The organism is Planctellipticum variicoloris (assembly GCF_030622045.1).
Taxonomy (GTDB): Bacteria; Planctomycetota; Planctomycetia; order Planctomycetales; family Planctomycetaceae; genus Planctellipticum; species Planctellipticum variicoloris.
This window is the reverse complement of record NZ_CP130886.1, coordinates 3,417,174-3,432,391: the sequence shown is the minus strand read 5'-3', so window position 1 is coordinate 3,432,391 and position 15,218 is coordinate 3,417,174. Positions and strand designations below refer to the sequence as shown.

Genomic DNA, 15,218 nt, shown 5'->3' with positions numbered 1-15,218 from the left:
GAAGACGCTCCTGCCCCGGCCACCCGCCGAGCGTTCAGCAATGGTGAACGATCTGGAGATTCGGTAGACTTCACTCTTCCCCTCACAAATCCCTCTCCAGCCCCCGGAGCCATCCCGGATGGAACAGATCGCCTTCGGCACCAACAGCTTCGCCGATAACCCCGAGCCCCGCGTCCCCTGCGTGCTGCTGCTCGACGTCTCCGGCTCGATGAATGGCGATCCCATCGCCGAGCTCAATGAAGGGCTCGCCACCTACCGCGACGAGCTGGCGGCCGACAGCCTGGCGTCCCGGCGCGTCGAAGTGGCGATCGTCACCTTTGGCGACGCCGTGGAAGTCCCGACGGAATTCACGACCGCCGAGGGTTTCCTGCCCCCGCATCTGCAGTCCGGCGGCAGCACGCCGATGGGGGCCGCCATTCATCGCGCCGTCGACATGATCGAGGAACGCAAGCAGACCTACAAAGCCAACGGTATCGCCTACTACCGCCCCTGGCTGTTTCTGATCACCGACGGCGGCCCGACCGACGAATGGCGGACCGCCGCCGAGCGGGTTCACGCGGGCGAGGCGGCCAAGTCGTTTTCCTTCTTCGCCGTCGGCGTCGAAGGGGCCAACCTGGAAACGCTCGGCCTGATTTCCAAGCGGGCGCCCCTCAAGCTGAAGGGCCTCCGCTTCCGCGATCTCTTCCAGTGGCTCTCCAGCTCGCAACAGTCGGTTTCCAAATCGTCTCCCGGCGACGACGTTCCCCTGCAGAATCCGACGACTCCCGAAGGTTGGGCCTCGGTCTGACCGCTTCCGGTTTCGATCGATTGCGTTGTGAGAGGCGTCGCCGTGTGGAAGTCGGTCTACCAGAGCGTCCGGGGAACGTCGCACGAGCGGACGGGGAGCGTCTGCCAGGACGCCGGGTCAGCGCAGATCCTGCGCTGGGACGAAACCGACGCACTGCTCATCGTCTGCTCGGACGGGGCGGGTTCCGCCCGTTTCGCGGAAGTCGGGTCGCAGCAGGTCTGCCAGACGATCGTCGACGTCGCTTCGTGCATGGAAGATGGCGTAGAAGTGACCCTGGAACTGGCCGCGGAATGGCTCGGTCGAGCCCGCGCGGCCCTGGAATCGGTCGCAGAGACGCTCGACGCTCCGCTACGGGACTTTGCCTGCACCGTTCTGGTGGCTCTCGTTCTGCCGGAGCAGGCACTCTTCGCCCAGATCGGCGACGGAGCCATCGTCATTCGCGACGGTGACGGCTACGCACCGGTCTTCTGGCCGCAGGCCGGCGAGTATGCGGGGACGACCCACTTTCTGACGATGGACGCCTGGAGCGACTGCGTTGCGCTGGAAGTCCGCCATCACGGCGTCGACGAACTTGCCGTCTTCACCGATGGCCTCGAACGGCTCGCGCTGCAGTTCGCCGACCGGACCGCGCACAGTCCGTTCTTTCACCCGCTGTTCTCGGCCCTGCGGGGCTGCGAAGATCCCGCTCTGCTGGCCGGACCGCTGGGGGACTTCCTCTCCAGCCCGGCGGTCAATGACCGGACCGACGACGATAAGACGCTGATCCTCGCCACGCGGATGCCCGCCGATCATGCAGCGGACCCTGTTTGATCACAGCGGCCAGCCGCTTCGCGCCGGCAACGAGATTGCCTCGGGGGGCGAAGGGACCGTGTACGAAGTCGCCGGCGACAGTGCCACCGTTCTCAAACTTTACCGGCAGACGCTGACCCTCGACCACGCCGAGAAGCTGATCGAAATCGTCCGTTACTCCAGCCGGGAGCTGGAGAAAGTCGCCGCCTGGCCGCGCTCGACAGTCCACGACGGCCTTGGCGGTCCGGTCGTCGGCATCACCGCCCCGCGCGTCTTCGAAGCGTGTGAAATCCACAATCTCTACAGCCCCGCCGCCCGACGCTCGCGGTTTCCGGAAGCCACCTGGCGATTTCTGGTGCATGTGGCCGGCAACTGCGCGCGAGCGCTGGCGACGCTCCACGCGAAAGGAGTCGTCGTCGGGGATCTGAACCAGAAGAACATCCTGGTCCGCAAAGATGGTGTCGTGCGATTTCTGGACTGCGATTCCTTCCAGATCCGCTCCGGCCAGCGCGTGTTCGGCTGCCCGGTCGGGGTGCCCGAGTTCACGCCCCCCGAGCTGCATGGGCAGAAGCTGTCGGCCATCGAACGAACGCCGAATCACGACGCGTTCGGGCTAGCCGTGCTGATTTTTCACCTGCTGTTCATGGGCCGGCATCCCTTTGCGGGACGGTTCTCCGGCCACGGCGAGATGCCCCTCGAACGGGCCATCCGCGAGTTTCGCTTCGCCTACTCGCCGAACGCCGCCCAACTGCAAATGGCCCCGCCTCCCAACGTGCCGACGCTGATGGTCGTCTCGCCGGAAATTGGCCGGCTCCTTTCGCGGGCCTTCAGCCGAAATTCGTCCTCGGCCAGCGGTCGCCCCACGGCGAGCGAATGGGCCATCGCCCTCGACCAGTTCGGCAAGCAGCTCACGACCTGCGCCGTCGAACCGGGCCACGCGTTCCTCAAAGGAAGCGGCGGCTGCCCCTGGTGCGACCTGCTCAAGACCGGCGGCGGCGACTTCTTCGTTTCCGCGACAGTCCGCCGGCTCCTGGCGACGCAGACGCCGTTTGACATCGACGCCGCCTGGAGAACGATCGAGCGCTCACGCCGGCCGACGGCGGAGTTTCAGATGCCGATCGTCCGCTCGGTGACCCTTGTCGCGAAGCCGATCCCCGACCATCTGTTCGAGCAGTCGAACAACGCCGACCTGGTGCTGGCGCTCTGCGCCATCAGCGCCAGCCTGTCCGGCCTGGCGATGGGGATTCCCGAAACGCTGCTGGTGACGGGCCCGCTGGCGCTGCTGTTCGGCGTCATCTGGCTCCTGATGCGCACGGGGATGCCGTATCGCTACGAGCTGGCCCGCCGGGGAAATCGTTACACAAGCTGCCGCGATCTGGTGGCTTCGATTCAGGCCAACGGCGACCGGATCGCCCGCGACGCGAACTTTCGCTTCGCCGACGGGCTGATGCAGTTGCAGCGGCTCCACAACGACTACCGCCGGCTCGACAGCGAGAAGCAGGCCGAGTTCGCGCTGCTGGCCTCCGTCGCCGAGGCCCGTCAGCGGGACGAATTCCTCCGCCGGCACCGGATTGACCGGGCCCCGATCGACGGCATCGGCTCCGCGCGGGCGACGACGCTGGCCTCCTACGGCATCGAGACCGCGTTCGACCTGACGGAGGCCCGCATCGCGAGCATCCCCGGTTTCGGCCCGGCCCTGATCAACTCGCTTATGGACTGGAAAACGACGGTCCTGCTCGGCTTCCGGTTTGATGCTCAGCGCGGCATTCCGCGGTCGGATCAGGAAGGGGTGGACCTGAAGTACGCAATGAAGCGGCAGCGGATCGAGCGGGAGTTCAAAGCGATCCAGCGCGGCCTGCCGCAGATCGCCGACTTCTGCGACCAGGAACTGGCGAAGCTCGCGCCGCTGGCCAGCGCAGCCAACATCGACTTCGGCCAGGCGGCGGTCGATCTGAAACTCTGCCGGGACCTGCAACCCCGCCGAGTGCCAAAGCACCTGGCAATGGCGACGATCGTGGCGACGGGACTGGCCTGGGCCGCCGGCATCGCGCTCCGGCCGGGGCCGCCGCCGGTTCCACCGCCTCCAGCGGTAGTCGATGCTGCGGAGGATGAGGAGGGAGTGACGCGGGATTGAGCGGCAAACTTTCAGGGTGACCTGCTTGCCGGCTTGAGCAAACAGGTCACCGGCCGGCGGGCTCGAACACTCCATTCGCGGAATTGATGATGCCGAACGGCAGTCCGCGGTTCCGCTCATCAAGGTCATTGGCACCGCCGGCTGATGAATCGGGCAAGAGCGCTGCGGGCTCGCAGACAGTCCATCTGTTCCACCCAGTGCGAGCGGCAGCCGCCTCGTGGAGACGATTCTGACGGTCGTCGCAACGTGCCATCGGCAATCCCGCGACAGCTTCGAATTCCTTTCCGCCACCATGCTGGCCCACTTCGCCGAACAACCCACACAGTCACTGCTCTCCGGGGTGTGAACGGTCATGCACTCTGCTGAGGCCAAAGTCTTCGACAGGCCGTCACGGCAGGTACTGATTGATCATGCGGCGCGTGTACTGACGATTCGCGTACTGCGGGTCCAGTTCCCGGAATGGAATCGTCATACGGGCGGCAGGATTGACGTCGAGATCTTTGTGCAACACAACAAGAACAGCGCCCTGAATCCACGTCGTCGCGAATTCTTCCACGGGCATGCGGATGTTGCCTCGTGTCGGGTCTGCCAGATAAACCTCGCTGCCGACGACTCCTCTCACGACAACGAAGTGGTTTGCGGCCTTGGTCGCAATCGCCACGATCACCGGGACCTTGACCTCAGCAAGGGCCTGAATGCTGTCTAGTCTGCCGACGATGGAGCGGTACCCCCGCAGTTCCGAAATATTCTTCAAATCGGTAATCGAGAGTCCGTTCCTAACGCGGTCTTCGAGGTCGGCGGAGCTGAGATACCGATGAAGATCCCAGAGAATATCACCTTCGCCGGTAGAATCATTCCAATAGTACGTGAGCAACGTAGCGAGCGCGCCTGCGCCGCACGAGTAGTCGTATTTCTGCAGAACGACGTGCTCGTTGCGCATCGACACCCACGACACCGGGGCCAGCGACGTCGCAGTGCTGCAGCAACGACATCCGCAACGGTGGGGTTCGCCGGCTGATACTGTCGCCGAACTCGACCACAGCGCCGCGACTGTCATGCAGACGTTCACCAGCCACCTGCAAGAGACTATCCTGCCCATAATGACTCCATTCCGTCTCAGCGTGAAGATACGAGTTCCAGTGCCGCCACGCTTCAGCTCACCAGAATCCCTATTCATCCCCGGGCTTCGCGCCCTTCCCCAGCGGTTTGTCGCCAGGCCTGGCGAACGCGATCCCTGAAATCAACGGAAGGTCCAGACAACACCGAGCTGTACGTCGTTTGCGGCCGGAGTACATCCCACGGTGACGAACGGCTCGACAATCCGGCATTCGTTCGCCTTAGTCACGGCGAACCGGAGCGAGATCAGGTCCCGCTGACTGCCGGCAAATTTGTTGCCATTGACTTGCAGCGCGGGTTCGTAGGAACCGAAGAGCTTCGCGCTCAGTGACATCGTCTCATTCACGCCGAAACCCACGCCAAATTGATAGTCGCCACAAAATCCCCGCTCGACACTCTGCCCCGAAATCTCCGTTGCAAAACCGTACCGGATTCCGAATCCACCGAAGACCAGCAGCGGATCATACCGCCGAATCGCCAGTACGCTTGAGCCATACTGAAAATACCCGCTGCCAAAAGGTGCGTCCGGCACATCAAACAGGCTATGGGGATGGCCAGTCGGAACGACCAGCGCATTAGTCCATACAACCGTGCATTCACCCGTCATCGACGACGGGAGGGAGTAGTTCAGCGAAACCGTAGTGTCTCCGGCAGGCCTCCCTGCATCCGTGAAGGTCGCCGCTGGAACGACATCAAACTGCTCCGCCGTATAGCCGACCGGTACGAACACCTGAGCCTGCAGGCTGTCCGTCAGGCCGTAGCGAAAAGCGAAGGGCGAATACAACGTGCGGTCAGTCACCCGGCCCACGGTAGCGCTATCAGGTGCCACGATCAGCGGTACCTCGTACTCGTTAATCGCATATACCGCACCCACATCGACCATGTACTCGCCCCTCTTGAGCAGCACGGCCTCGTTTCGCAGGTACGTGATCGGCGGAAGAACCGGAGTCACTTCCTGACCGAAATGCCTTGAAGGGTCAATCTGCCGTCGCTCTGCGTCAATGACGTCCTCGGTGGGCCGCTCGGCCGCAGGCGCTGGCGGAACGGACCGCTCAGCGTCGACGGGTTGGGCAATCGTGTGCGCCACCTGTCTGAACACAGACTCGGGAGCCGCTGCGGGCCGGAACTCTTGAGCGAATACCGACAACGACGACACAAAGAAGAGAGCGGGGACGGAGAGTGGCGCGAGAGCCATCCAAGGTGGCATACCGATTCCTTTCACATTGACAGACAGCATGTTTCAAAGTGAAGACTGACTGCAGACATCGCCGCTCCCCCTCCACTCGAGCAGCAGCCTTATAGAGAGACCGTCACGATCGCATCGACTCCGCACTGTCGTCGCCGTTCAGCGATCGAGGGGTCGGCAGGTCATAGGCAGAGTTCATCCCGGCGCGACCGTCCCGCGCAGAGATGAAAACGGGAGTTCCTTCGGCAAGTCCCCGACCTTGCTTCATGCCATATTCAGAACGAGGACAAACCACTCCCCTGGGCAGACCAAGGACTCGCCGTTTCGTCCGTTGAAATTCGCCAGGCAGCACGGTCAGTCGTGCGACTGAGCCCCTCTCCTCGAAGTCCAGGAATGCCAAGTCGATGCTGGACGCCCCGAGAAATGCCCGATTTGCCGAAACTTGTGACGGATTCTTTCGCCAGTACTTTGCAATGCCAGTCATCAGCGTGTCCTTGATCGGATCCGTGCTTTTGCAGCCAGTCACACGTCTTGCCACTCTGATCTGGAAAGCGAACCGTACGGGGCTGGAAAGACTCGGTTGAGAATGGTCGCTCCTGGCTGCACTCTGCGACAAGAAGTGCGGCGCTATCCTGCAGGCTTTTCGTCAGCGAACACCAGGAAGCGTGTGGACTACCTAAGTAAAAGCGTTTAGATGCCGGCGGAAGCGCCTAGCGATATCTCTGTACTCCAGAGTGAGTGTTGCACGTGCTAAGCGACATCACCGAGCACGCAAGTGCAGAGGCATAACCTACATCTTTTAATTTAAGCAGCTTCTCCAGTTTGTTGCTTGACGGTTGTAGCGATTGTGATATTTTTGATGGAGACTCTGCAGAGTTGGGTTGTTTGGGGTATTGAACATTGGGCATTGAGAACTCGCCACGTAATTGCGGTGGGTACCTCGTACGGCGGGCGGGATGCGAGCCGGGTGCCACATGTTTGTGCCAGTTTGGGTCAGCGAGTATTGCGAGCTGTACCCGCTGTCGGTGTTACACAGTCTGCCAGCCACTTTCGGCTGGCGGAGTTCAGTTTTAAGACAAAATGGAGTTCTTGAGATGAAGTTTGTAGCAACGCTTTCGATCGTTCTGGCCACTGCCGTCGCCACACAGGCCGGCGAGCCGGTTTCTTCCAGCTCGCTGAAAAGCATCGGGCTGTCGAACCTTCGTCCGATGACTGATGTCCAGGGCCACGAAGTTCGCGCCAAGTTTGCGGTTGTGTTCGGGACCGGCACCGCGACCGCGTGGTCCGGCTTTACGAGCGCGACGTCGACGAACGGGTATACTGCCTCCGGCTTCGGGGGCCATTCGGGAGTCAACGTCTCCGGGGCATTCGCCAATGGAAGCGGGTTCTTTGCCGGCCCGGCCTATGCTGTGTCTGGCGGGTTCTCAGCGGCTCGCTGAGGCCGACTATCTTGGGGCCGACCTTCATTCGTGAAGCCTCGGCCCTGGACGGCAATGCTGTAGAGTGCCTCGGGGTGACTTCACCCCGAGGCACTCTCGCTCAGCAGGCGGACTGATGGATGAAGGAGTCTCAGGAACTCCTGCAACTACCAGTTCACACCAGTGCTGACGGCGAGGCCGTACAGAGACATCCCCAGCGGGCCATTGCCGCCTGCCGCGGTCACATCGGCGGGAGGTGGCCCCGACGAAGCGAAACTGCCTGCCACTGCCTGAGAATCAGAATTCGTATTCCAGTACTGGTACTCAAATGCGAGCCGCAGAAATGCGTCGCCGTTGATGCACTTCAGTTCGCGCTTCCACTGCGTACCGAGCTGAAACTCAGCAATAAAGAGAGTTGAGTCCGCTGATGCCGTAGCGCCATTTGCGGAAGCCGCAAGCGCGATCGGGGACGTAATCGAGGTTGCCGAGGACATTGCCGCACTAGACTGGTTTCCCCAGATCCACGAATACCGATTACTCCCGAAAACGCTCCAGTTGGAACATCCGATCTGGTGATCGAGCAAGTATCCGAACGTGAGCCCCGTACCGTCGAACTGGGACGCGCCGGAAGCAGTCGCGGAGAGCATCTGAGACGGATCGGGTAACTGATAACTGCCGACCGTGCTTGACTGTTGCCAGTTCACATACCGGCCGCCGAACGTAAAGAGACCGGTCGCGTCGCAGCAGTCCAGCGTGAACCGACTCCCCAGCTCGAAATCGAACACATAGGCATCCAGAGTTCCCGATGTGGACCCGAAAGTGGGCCCCGTCAGCGTGTTCGACTGGCTTCCATTTAGCTGCCAGTAGCGAAGCTGCCCAAAGAACGGACTGTCGCCGATGCCGGCGCCCGCCCAGATCCGTGGAGCCGCATAGAAGCCATTGGCTTTCGTGCCACCGACCGACTCGCCATTCAGCGTCGCACTGGACACATTTCCCGAAATGTTTGGATGCAGAAAAGTAGCTTCAACTCCGACGAAGGGCCTGAAATACCCGCCACAGGTCGAGTCGAAGCGGCCTCCGCTGCCGCCGGGACTGCAACAGGCGCTGTCGTTGGCACCTCCAGGAGCGCAGCAGGCGGCCCCTGAAATCGGCTGAACGAGCGGTTCCTGCTGCTCGCTGAAGACGGCCCCCGCATTCAGCAGAGCGTCTCCGCCAACAGATATCCAAGGACACAGCAGGCTCACAGTACCGGCCAGCAATGTCCTTAAAGCTATGCGACACATCAACGCACTCCTTTGAACTGAGTCGATCCGGAGTCGCCGTCGGCGCCTCCCCCTTCGGAACGAAATACCCTATCATGCGAACGTGGACTCAACCTTAGCAGCGTGTTGAAGTATTCCCCCTGACGCTGCCACGATCGAACGCGGTTTGTTATCTTCTCGCGGTCGGTCAGGCGCGGCGGTCACGGAGGGTTCCCGATGGCGATGGGACGGCGGAAGGAATCGCGGCAGGAGCCGCTGTTTGTCACGGCGGAGCAGCTGCCCCGCTCGCAGGGACATCCCTTCTACAAAGCGCTCAACGCGCTGCTCGCCGAAGCCGGCTTCGACCGCTGGATCGAGAAGCGGTGCCAGGCGTTCTACGAGCAGGTCGAGACTCGCGGGCAGCGCTCGATCCCGCCGGGCGTCTATTTCCGCATGCTGCTGGTGGGGTACTTCGAAGGGATCGACAGTCAGCGGGGGATCGCCTGGCGATGCTCCGACAGCCTGTCGCTGCGGGAGTTTCTGGGCATTCCGCTCGACGAATCGAGTCCCGAGCATTCGACGCTGTCGCTGACCCGCCGGCGGCTGCCGGTGGAAGTGTTCGAGGAAGTCTTTCAGTTCGTGCTGAAGATCGCGTCCGAAAAGAAGCTGCTCTCAGGCAAGACGGTGGGTGTCGACTCGACGACGCTGGAAGCGGATGCGGCGATGAAGTCGATCGTCCGCCGCGACACCGGCGAAGGCTGGAAGGCGTATGTCGTCCGGCTGATGCGGGAAGAAGGCGTGATTGCTCCCGACGAAGAACCGAGTGACGAAGACGTCCGCCGGTTCGACAAGAACCGCAAGAACAAGAAGGTCTCGAACGAGGAGTGGGTCAGCGAGACCGATCCCGAGGCGAAGATCGCCCGCATGAAGGACGGGACGACGCATCTGGCGTACAAGGCCGAGCACGTGGTGGACCTGGAGAGCGACCTGATCCTGGCCGCGGAGATTCGTCCCGCCGATCACGGGGATCAACAGACGCTGGTCGACAGCGTGCTGAAAGCGGAAGAAAACCTGCAGGCGATCGGCTGCGAACAGAGCATTGAAGAGGTGGCGGCGGACAAGGGGTATCACTCGGTCGCCACGCTGGAACTGTGCCAGTCGCTGGGCTTTCGGACCTACATCCCGGAGCCGAAGCGCAAGAGCGACTGGACGTGGACGGACAAGACGCCGGAGGACCAGCGGGCGGTGATGGGGAACCGTCAGCGGGTCCGGCGGGCGAAGGGGAAGCAGTTGCAGAAACGGCGGAGCGAAGTCTGCGAACGGACCTTCGCTCACGTCTGCGAGACGGGCGGGATGCGTCGGAGCTGGCTCGAAGGCCTGACAGAGGTGACGAAGCGCTACCTGATCGCGACGGCGGCGCACAATCTCGGGCGCGTGATGTGGAAGCTGCTGGGAGTTGGCAAGCCACGGAGACTGCAGGGGCGGAATGTGGCGGTTTGGGCGGTGTTCGGGGCGGTTTGGTCCGCGCTCGATTGGCTCCTGCGGAGCCAGACCGACCGAGCCGAGCAACCCGCCGGACTCGTCGCCCCCGCCCCAATCGTCGCCCGCCTGGCCGGGTGACGGAAAAGTGCTTTGTTCAACACGCTGTTAGTCGCCGCCCCCCTCCTCCCGGCTCGCTGCTCAGGAGACTGCCCCGCCGTGGGCAGCGACAAAGCCGCCGCGTGATAACAGGGACGGCGGCACTGCTGCACACAATCCGGAAAAGAGCTAGAAGTGACTGGCCCGGCTCTTCCCGCGCCACCCACTACACTTATCGTCTTGTCAAGAGCGAAACTGCGACTCGATTGTATTACGTCGATACGACTTTCCAGACCGTCACAGCGTAACCTTTATACGCGTCACCTTGATCTTGCCACACAGGTATCATTGCCTACTGCGGCTCTCCGAGGGAGCGTTGCCTCAGTGAGACTTGTCTGCTCGACCTACTATATCCAGCAGAAAGTATACCTAGGTCTTTCTGATACACCGTCAGGCGGAGCTTCTGACGCTCCGCGTATCGCCGGCAGTCCGGCGGGCGACGAGAGTACCCGTTCCCGCCCACGCGGCCCTTGGTAGAAGTACGCGCGTGATTCTCGACCTGTCGTAAAATGTAGCATCGCCTTTGCAGGCGGGGCTGCCGACGCAGCCGAGGTAGAGTCAGGCTTCTCACCTGATTCGAAGTGTCGTCGCTCGTTCCAGGCACGGTTGCAACGGCCCACGCAAACGTCGACCGAGCGCTACCTCCAGCGCACAATGCAGTATCTCAACCTAAGCAAAATTACTTAAGCGTGTGTCTCTGCTCCAAGTATGGTGTCCAGCGCGTGATCTTTCTGCAGGCGACATGACGTGAGTCTCAGACGATGCCGATTTTAAGAAAATCGGCTTCCTCCGACGAGTGATATGTGTTAAAGGAAAGAAGCACTAAGGAGGACAGCAGTGACGCGTCAGGGAAACCCTGACCTCGAAGAGAGGGTTTCCCGGATTGACCGCGATGACTGATTGCCGACAATCCAACAGCTTGCACCCCGTCCCGTCGCTGCTTGGCGAGGTGTGAACGGTGAACTCGCTCGTAGACGCCGTAATCTGCTGGAGGTGTCTCTTGTCGATCCATTCGATGCAGCACTTAAAACGCCATGCGTGGTTGGTCCGAACGGCCTCTGGTGGGCGCGGGACAGTCACGCGTGCGCGGCGTCTAAATCACCGGCCACGATTCTGAAACACTTCGATGGTCGTTCCTACAGCGCCGCCGGTCGCCGGTGGTTGTGTCGGCGGATGTAGGAGCGGACGTTTCGCATCAGTTGCGGCATCGTCGAGCATTTGTGGTTCCGTGTCACGTTGGCGTGTAAGTCCTCCCACGTTCGTTCGATCCGGTTGTGATCCGGACAGTACGGCGGCAGGAAGTGCAGGCGCAGCCTGCGCCCCAGCGGCGTCGCCAGACTCTCCCGCACCAGTCGGGTCGTATGGATCGCGTAGTTGTCCAGGACGACATGGATCTTCTTCGCCTGCGGATAGCGCTGCGTCAGCTCCCACAGCAGCAGTACGAACAACGCCGTGTCCTTCCGGTCGCCTTCGATCGCGATCAACTCCTTCGTCCGCGCATCCTGAGCCCCCGCCAGGTAACGCTTCTCGTTCTTCCCCGGCGTGAGAACCTGTTTCTGCTGCCCGCGGAGCATCCAGTCCTCGCCGATCTTCGGATTGAGATGGATGTCGATCTCGTCCTCCCAGACCGCCACTTCGCCCGTCGGCAGATGCGCCACCAGTTCCTCGATCTGCTCCAGACACTGCTGTTTTTCGGCCTCCGGCCACGGACACTCGACCGTTGGCTTCGGTCGTCCGCGCCGCGCCCCGATCAGCCGCAAGGCCCGGCTCATCGTCGACAGGCTGATCTTCACACTCGTCCGTCGACGGAGCGTTGTGATCAGCATCTCCCGCGTCCAGGTCGGCCGCTTCCAGCCGTCCTGCAGCGGATCGCCGGCCACGACCTCCCGCAACTGCGTCAGGTACTCCTCGGTCAGTTTCCGTGGCCCGTTGCCGCCCCGCCGGTCGAACAAACCGATCTCGCCGTCCTTCCCGTAACGCTGCTCGGTCCGATACACGGTGCTGCGACCGACCTTGAGCGAGCGGGCAATCCAGGTGGGAGAACGTCCTTCCAGTCGATGGATCACGATCAGATACCGCGTTCTCAGCCCGGCGTCCTTCAGAAACTTCAACTGCTCGGACAACCGCTGCTTGGCGCGCTCCGCCCGGGGTGAAAGAATGCCTTCCATGGGGAACTCCTTCCTTGGTTTGGAGTTGTGATACCTCCAAGGTAAGGGTTCCCCATCTCGTTTCCACTGCAATCCCTCCGCTCTGCCGCGCGCCTCACATTCGTGGCCGGTGATTTAGATATGCGAGACGATGTCGTCGGCGTCACTGCCTTTTGACTACAAGAGAGTACTCATGCGAACGGTGCCTCTTTTTAAACGCGTGGAAGGCAGCAAATCCGCTGGCGGGACCATCGTCAGTATCGTAACTCGTTCGATGAAGCCGGAGTTGGTTCTTCGCGTGATAAGTGTGCTGGGGAGTTCGAAGATCGGCGCGAGACTCTTGAGTTCGGTGGATGAAATTGCGGAGAGTCCGTGGGGAGGTCCAGTCACGTGTGTGATATTGGATTTTCGGGATCTTGGGCTCATCGACGCACAAGGACTGCCGGAAGTCAGGATCTGCGAGTGGCCCTTGCCTGTCATCTGCCTTGTGGAGGAAGCGTCGATCAGCGAAGCCGTATCGGCCATGCAGGCAGGAGTTCAGTCGTATCTTGGAGAGTCTGTGACTGACCAGGAGTTGCTGGAGGAAATCCAGTCTGCGATGCGGAGGGACGGATTGCGAGTGCCGGCCGCTGCGTATTCGACAGAGTGGTCGCAACGATTGTCGCTGCTGACCAGTCGAGAGACAGACGTGCTTCGTATGGCGGCTGACGGATGGACGACGAAAGAAATCAGCCGGCGTCTGGGGATCAGCTCGCGAACGGTAGATGCGCATCGAGGCAACATCTTGAAGAAGTTGAGAATCCCCCGTCTCTGCGAGGCGATTCAGCCGTTCATCGTCCTTTCGAGTTCGGTAGAGCATTTGCAGAAACCTGGGACAAATGGAAATCCGAAAGACGGGTAACAGCGGAATGGCGCCCGCTAGGAATACGGGACGCCGGATCTCGAACTATTGCATTCGGATTGTGACCGATGATTGTCACCCGGGCGTTCAACATCACGTCACCGGCTCGCGTCTTCTGAGCAATTGGCTCTGGACGGAGTCGGGCCGCCCCGCTTCGCCAGATCGAAGTCTCGCTGCCGATTCTCTCGACTCGAAGACGCCCTTTTCCTTTGGTGCATTTCCAGCAAGGCAGGCCAAGCACTGCTGCCCCGCATATCGTCCGGCAACGGCCCCCGACGGCGCCCCCCCGCTGTAGCCTCAGGACGTCCGTCAGGAAGACCGAAGTCATCAGGTGGCGGAGCATCCGGCATGCGGAGAGGCAACCATTGGGCAACTCTCAAGATTGCGAGCTCTGCCCCCATTCCGTGTCCCGGAATGCTTCGTTCGTCTCTGCGACTCCCGCGATCGCGCAGATTGAAGACCTCCTCTAGGCCGCAGTTGCCGCCGCAGTGCCCGCCAAAGTCGCAGTGATGCCCGAATCGTCGACATTCGCATTCTTGGCCTGGCCGAATCCGGCGGCATGATCGCCTCTCCCCCGTCGTGATTCTTCACGTTCGTGAGGATCTGCTCTGCGAGATGTGACGCGGCACGGAACTTGCCTCAATTCCCGCAACGTTACCGCCTGCAAGCCGCTCTTCGCCGGAAGAACTGCATCCAGTTCGACTGCGCGATCTCGCCTTGGAATCTCTCTTTGTTCGATACTTCCTGCTTTCTCTGAAAGGTCTGTGAATGGCTTTGCGTCGAGGTTTTACTCTGATTGAACTCCTGGTCGTGATCGCGATTATCGCAATCCTGATTGCCCTCCTGCTGCCGGCGGTTCAGCAGGCGCGCGAGGCGGCTCGCCGCACACAGTGCAAGAACAACTTGAAACAGCTCGGCCTGGCCTTGCACAACTATCACGACACGGCGTTGACGTTTCCCCCGTCCGCAGTCGGCCGCTGCACGACGCCGCTGCTCAACACGAACGGGCTGTCATTCCTGCTGCCCTACTTCGACCAGGGTCCGCTCTACAACACGATGAACTTCAGCGGCGCCTTTTCCACCTACGTGTCGATGGGAGTCGGGGCCGCCACCAGCGATCCCACGACCAACGGCAACGCCGCCGCTGTGAAAACTGTTCTCACGGCGCTGGTCTGTCCGTCGGAGTCGGGGGCGGTGCTGATGGCCGAAGCGACGGCGCACTATGGAATTTCCGCGACGAACACCGGAACGGGCGGCGCGAAGACGTCGTACGATTTCATTACCGCGCCCTACTACAACACGTGCGAAAACTGGGCGACCTATTCCTCGACGACCCGTCGCATGTTCGGCGATTCCAGCAAATGTCAGATCTCGGCGATCACCGACGGATCGAGCAATACGGTCGCCATCGCAGAGACAACTTTCACCGTCTACAACGGTCGAAATGCCGCGTGGGGATACCGCGGCTGGGTCATGCCGGGCATCGATCTGGCAGGACAGCGCATCAACGACTGGACCTACACCGGTCAGCCGTCGATCGTGGGACGACTGGGAAGCTGGTCCCGCCCCGGCAGCCTTCACACGGGCGGCATCCACGTGCTCATGGCCGACGGCGCTGTCCGGTTCATTTCCGAAAACATCGACACGTCGACCCGGCAGCGCCTGGCGTACATCGCCGATGGCGCCGTCGTGGGCGAGTTCTAAACGCGGTCCCGGAGGCCGAGGGCTGTCGCTTTCCCGTTGCGTCCGTGCGGCCGGGTAGAACGTGCCGGAGATCGCGAACGGCAGCGGGCGTTGAGCAAGTCCGGAGTGGAGGTCAGAGGCTTGGCCTCCCTCCGGCAAGCTCGCCGAACCGGTTTCC

11 protein-coding genes are annotated in these 15,218 nt (G+C 61.7%); 7 read left to right on the top strand and 4 right to left on the bottom strand.

Annotated elements, in window-relative coordinates; translation table 11 throughout:
* The first annotated feature begins 118 nt into the window (after positions 1-118).
* From SH412_RS13200 to SH412_RS13190, 3 genes are read left to right on the top strand one after another with little or no spacing between them, the layout of a single operon-like run.
* Positions 119-787, top strand: coding sequence for a vWA domain-containing protein (locus SH412_RS13200; protein ID WP_336523983.1), 669 nt, complete (start codon positions 119-121; stop codon positions 785-787).
* 42 nt (positions 788-829) lie between these two features.
* Positions 830-1,597: a PP2C family serine/threonine-protein phosphatase gene (locus SH412_RS13195; protein ID WP_336523982.1), complete on the top strand. Its 768-nt coding sequence runs from the start codon at positions 830-832 to the stop codon at positions 1,595-1,597.
* Entirely contained in the window at positions 1,578-3,710 is a 2,133-nt protein-coding gene (locus tag SH412_RS13190) for a helix-hairpin-helix domain-containing protein (RefSeq protein WP_336523981.1), read from the top strand. The genes SH412_RS13195 and SH412_RS13190 overlap by 20 nt, the downstream gene beginning before the upstream one ends.
* A 388-nt stretch (positions 3,711-4,098) precedes the next feature.
* Here the strand turns inward: SH412_RS13190 and SH412_RS13185 are convergent, their stop codons facing one another.
* Both SH412_RS13185 and SH412_RS13180 read right to left on the bottom strand, forming a co-directional pair.
* Positions 4,099-4,650 carry a C39 family peptidase gene (locus SH412_RS13185; protein ID WP_336524161.1) on the bottom strand — a complete coding sequence of 184 codons (552 nt, stop codon included), beginning with the start codon at positions 4,648-4,650 and terminating at the stop codon, positions 4,099-4,101.
* Between the two features lie 300 nt (positions 4,651-4,950).
* Positions 4,951-6,033, bottom strand: a complete 1,083-nt coding sequence (locus tag SH412_RS13180; protein WP_336523980.1) for a hypothetical protein — start codon at positions 6,031-6,033, stop codon at positions 4,951-4,953.
* A 1,073-nt stretch (positions 6,034-7,106) separates the two neighbouring features.
* Between SH412_RS13180 and SH412_RS13175 the strand changes: the two genes are divergently transcribed.
* Positions 7,107-7,451 (top strand): hypothetical protein, encoded by a 345-nt coding sequence (locus tag SH412_RS13175; RefSeq protein WP_336523979.1) that lies wholly within the window; start codon positions 7,107-7,109, stop codon positions 7,449-7,451.
* Between the two features lie 146 nt (positions 7,452-7,597).
* Here SH412_RS13175 and SH412_RS13170 read toward each other — a convergent pair whose 3' ends face one another.
* A complete protein-coding gene (locus tag SH412_RS13170; RefSeq protein ID WP_336523978.1) occupies positions 7,598-8,419 on the bottom strand; it encodes a hypothetical protein in 822 nt (273 codons plus the stop codon).
* A gap of 489 nt (positions 8,420-8,908) precedes the next feature.
* On the opposite strand from SH412_RS13170, the gene SH412_RS13165 reads away from it, so the two are divergent.
* Positions 8,909-10,291, top strand: a complete 1,383-nt coding sequence (locus tag SH412_RS13165) for a transposase (RefSeq protein WP_336520611.1) — start codon at positions 8,909-8,911, stop codon at positions 10,289-10,291.
* A gap of 1,154 nt (positions 10,292-11,445) precedes the next feature.
* Here SH412_RS13165 and SH412_RS13160 read toward each other — a convergent pair.
* Positions 11,446-12,477 (bottom strand): IS630 family transposase, encoded by a 1,032-nt coding sequence (locus SH412_RS13160; RefSeq protein WP_336518647.1) that lies wholly within the window; start codon positions 12,475-12,477, stop codon positions 11,446-11,448.
* A 172-nt stretch (positions 12,478-12,649) separates the two neighbouring features.
* Here SH412_RS13160 and SH412_RS13155 point away from each other — a divergent pair, with 172 nt between their 5' ends.
* Both SH412_RS13155 and SH412_RS13150 read left to right on the top strand, forming a co-directional pair.
* A complete protein-coding gene (locus tag SH412_RS13155; RefSeq protein WP_336523977.1) occupies positions 12,650-13,357 on the top strand; it encodes a response regulator transcription factor in 708 nt (235 codons plus the stop codon).
* A 768-nt stretch (positions 13,358-14,125) separates the two neighbouring features.
* Positions 14,126-15,061 carry a DUF1559 domain-containing protein gene (locus SH412_RS13150; protein ID WP_336523976.1) on the top strand — a complete coding sequence of 312 codons (936 nt, stop codon included), beginning with the start codon at positions 14,126-14,128 and terminating at the stop codon, positions 15,059-15,061.
* Positions 15,062-15,218: the final 157 nt, after the last annotated feature.

Bases quoted from the DNA above. Each gene is read 5' to 3' on its own strand.
- SH412_RS13155 (WP_336523977.1), top strand. From the start codon at position 12,650: ATGCGAACGGTGCCTCTTTTTAAACGCGTGGAAGGCAGCAAATCCGCT.
- SH412_RS13200 (WP_336523983.1), top strand. From the start codon at position 119: ATGGAACAGATCGCCTTCGGCACCAACAGCTTCGCCGATAACCCCGAG.
- SH412_RS13165 (WP_336520611.1), top strand. From the start codon at position 8,909: ATGGCGATGGGACGGCGGAAGGAATCGCGGCAGGAGCCGCTGTTTGTC.
- SH412_RS13185 (WP_336524161.1), bottom strand. From the start codon at position 4,650: ATGCGCAACGAGCACGTCGTTCTGCAGAAATACGACTACTCGTGCGGC.
- SH412_RS13150 (WP_336523976.1), top strand. From the start codon at position 14,126: ATGGCTTTGCGTCGAGGTTTTACTCTGATTGAACTCCTGGTCGTGATC.
- SH412_RS13190 (WP_336523981.1), top strand. From the start codon at position 1,578: ATGCAGCGGACCCTGTTTGATCACAGCGGCCAGCCGCTTCGCGCCGGC.
- SH412_RS13175 (WP_336523979.1), top strand. From the start codon at position 7,107: ATGAAGTTTGTAGCAACGCTTTCGATCGTTCTGGCCACTGCCGTCGCC.
- SH412_RS13180 (WP_336523980.1), bottom strand. From the start codon at position 6,033: ATGCCACCTTGGATGGCTCTCGCGCCACTCTCCGTCCCCGCTCTCTTC.
- SH412_RS13160 (WP_336518647.1), bottom strand. From the start codon at position 12,477: ATGGAAGGCATTCTTTCACCCCGGGCGGAGCGCGCCAAGCAGCGGTTG.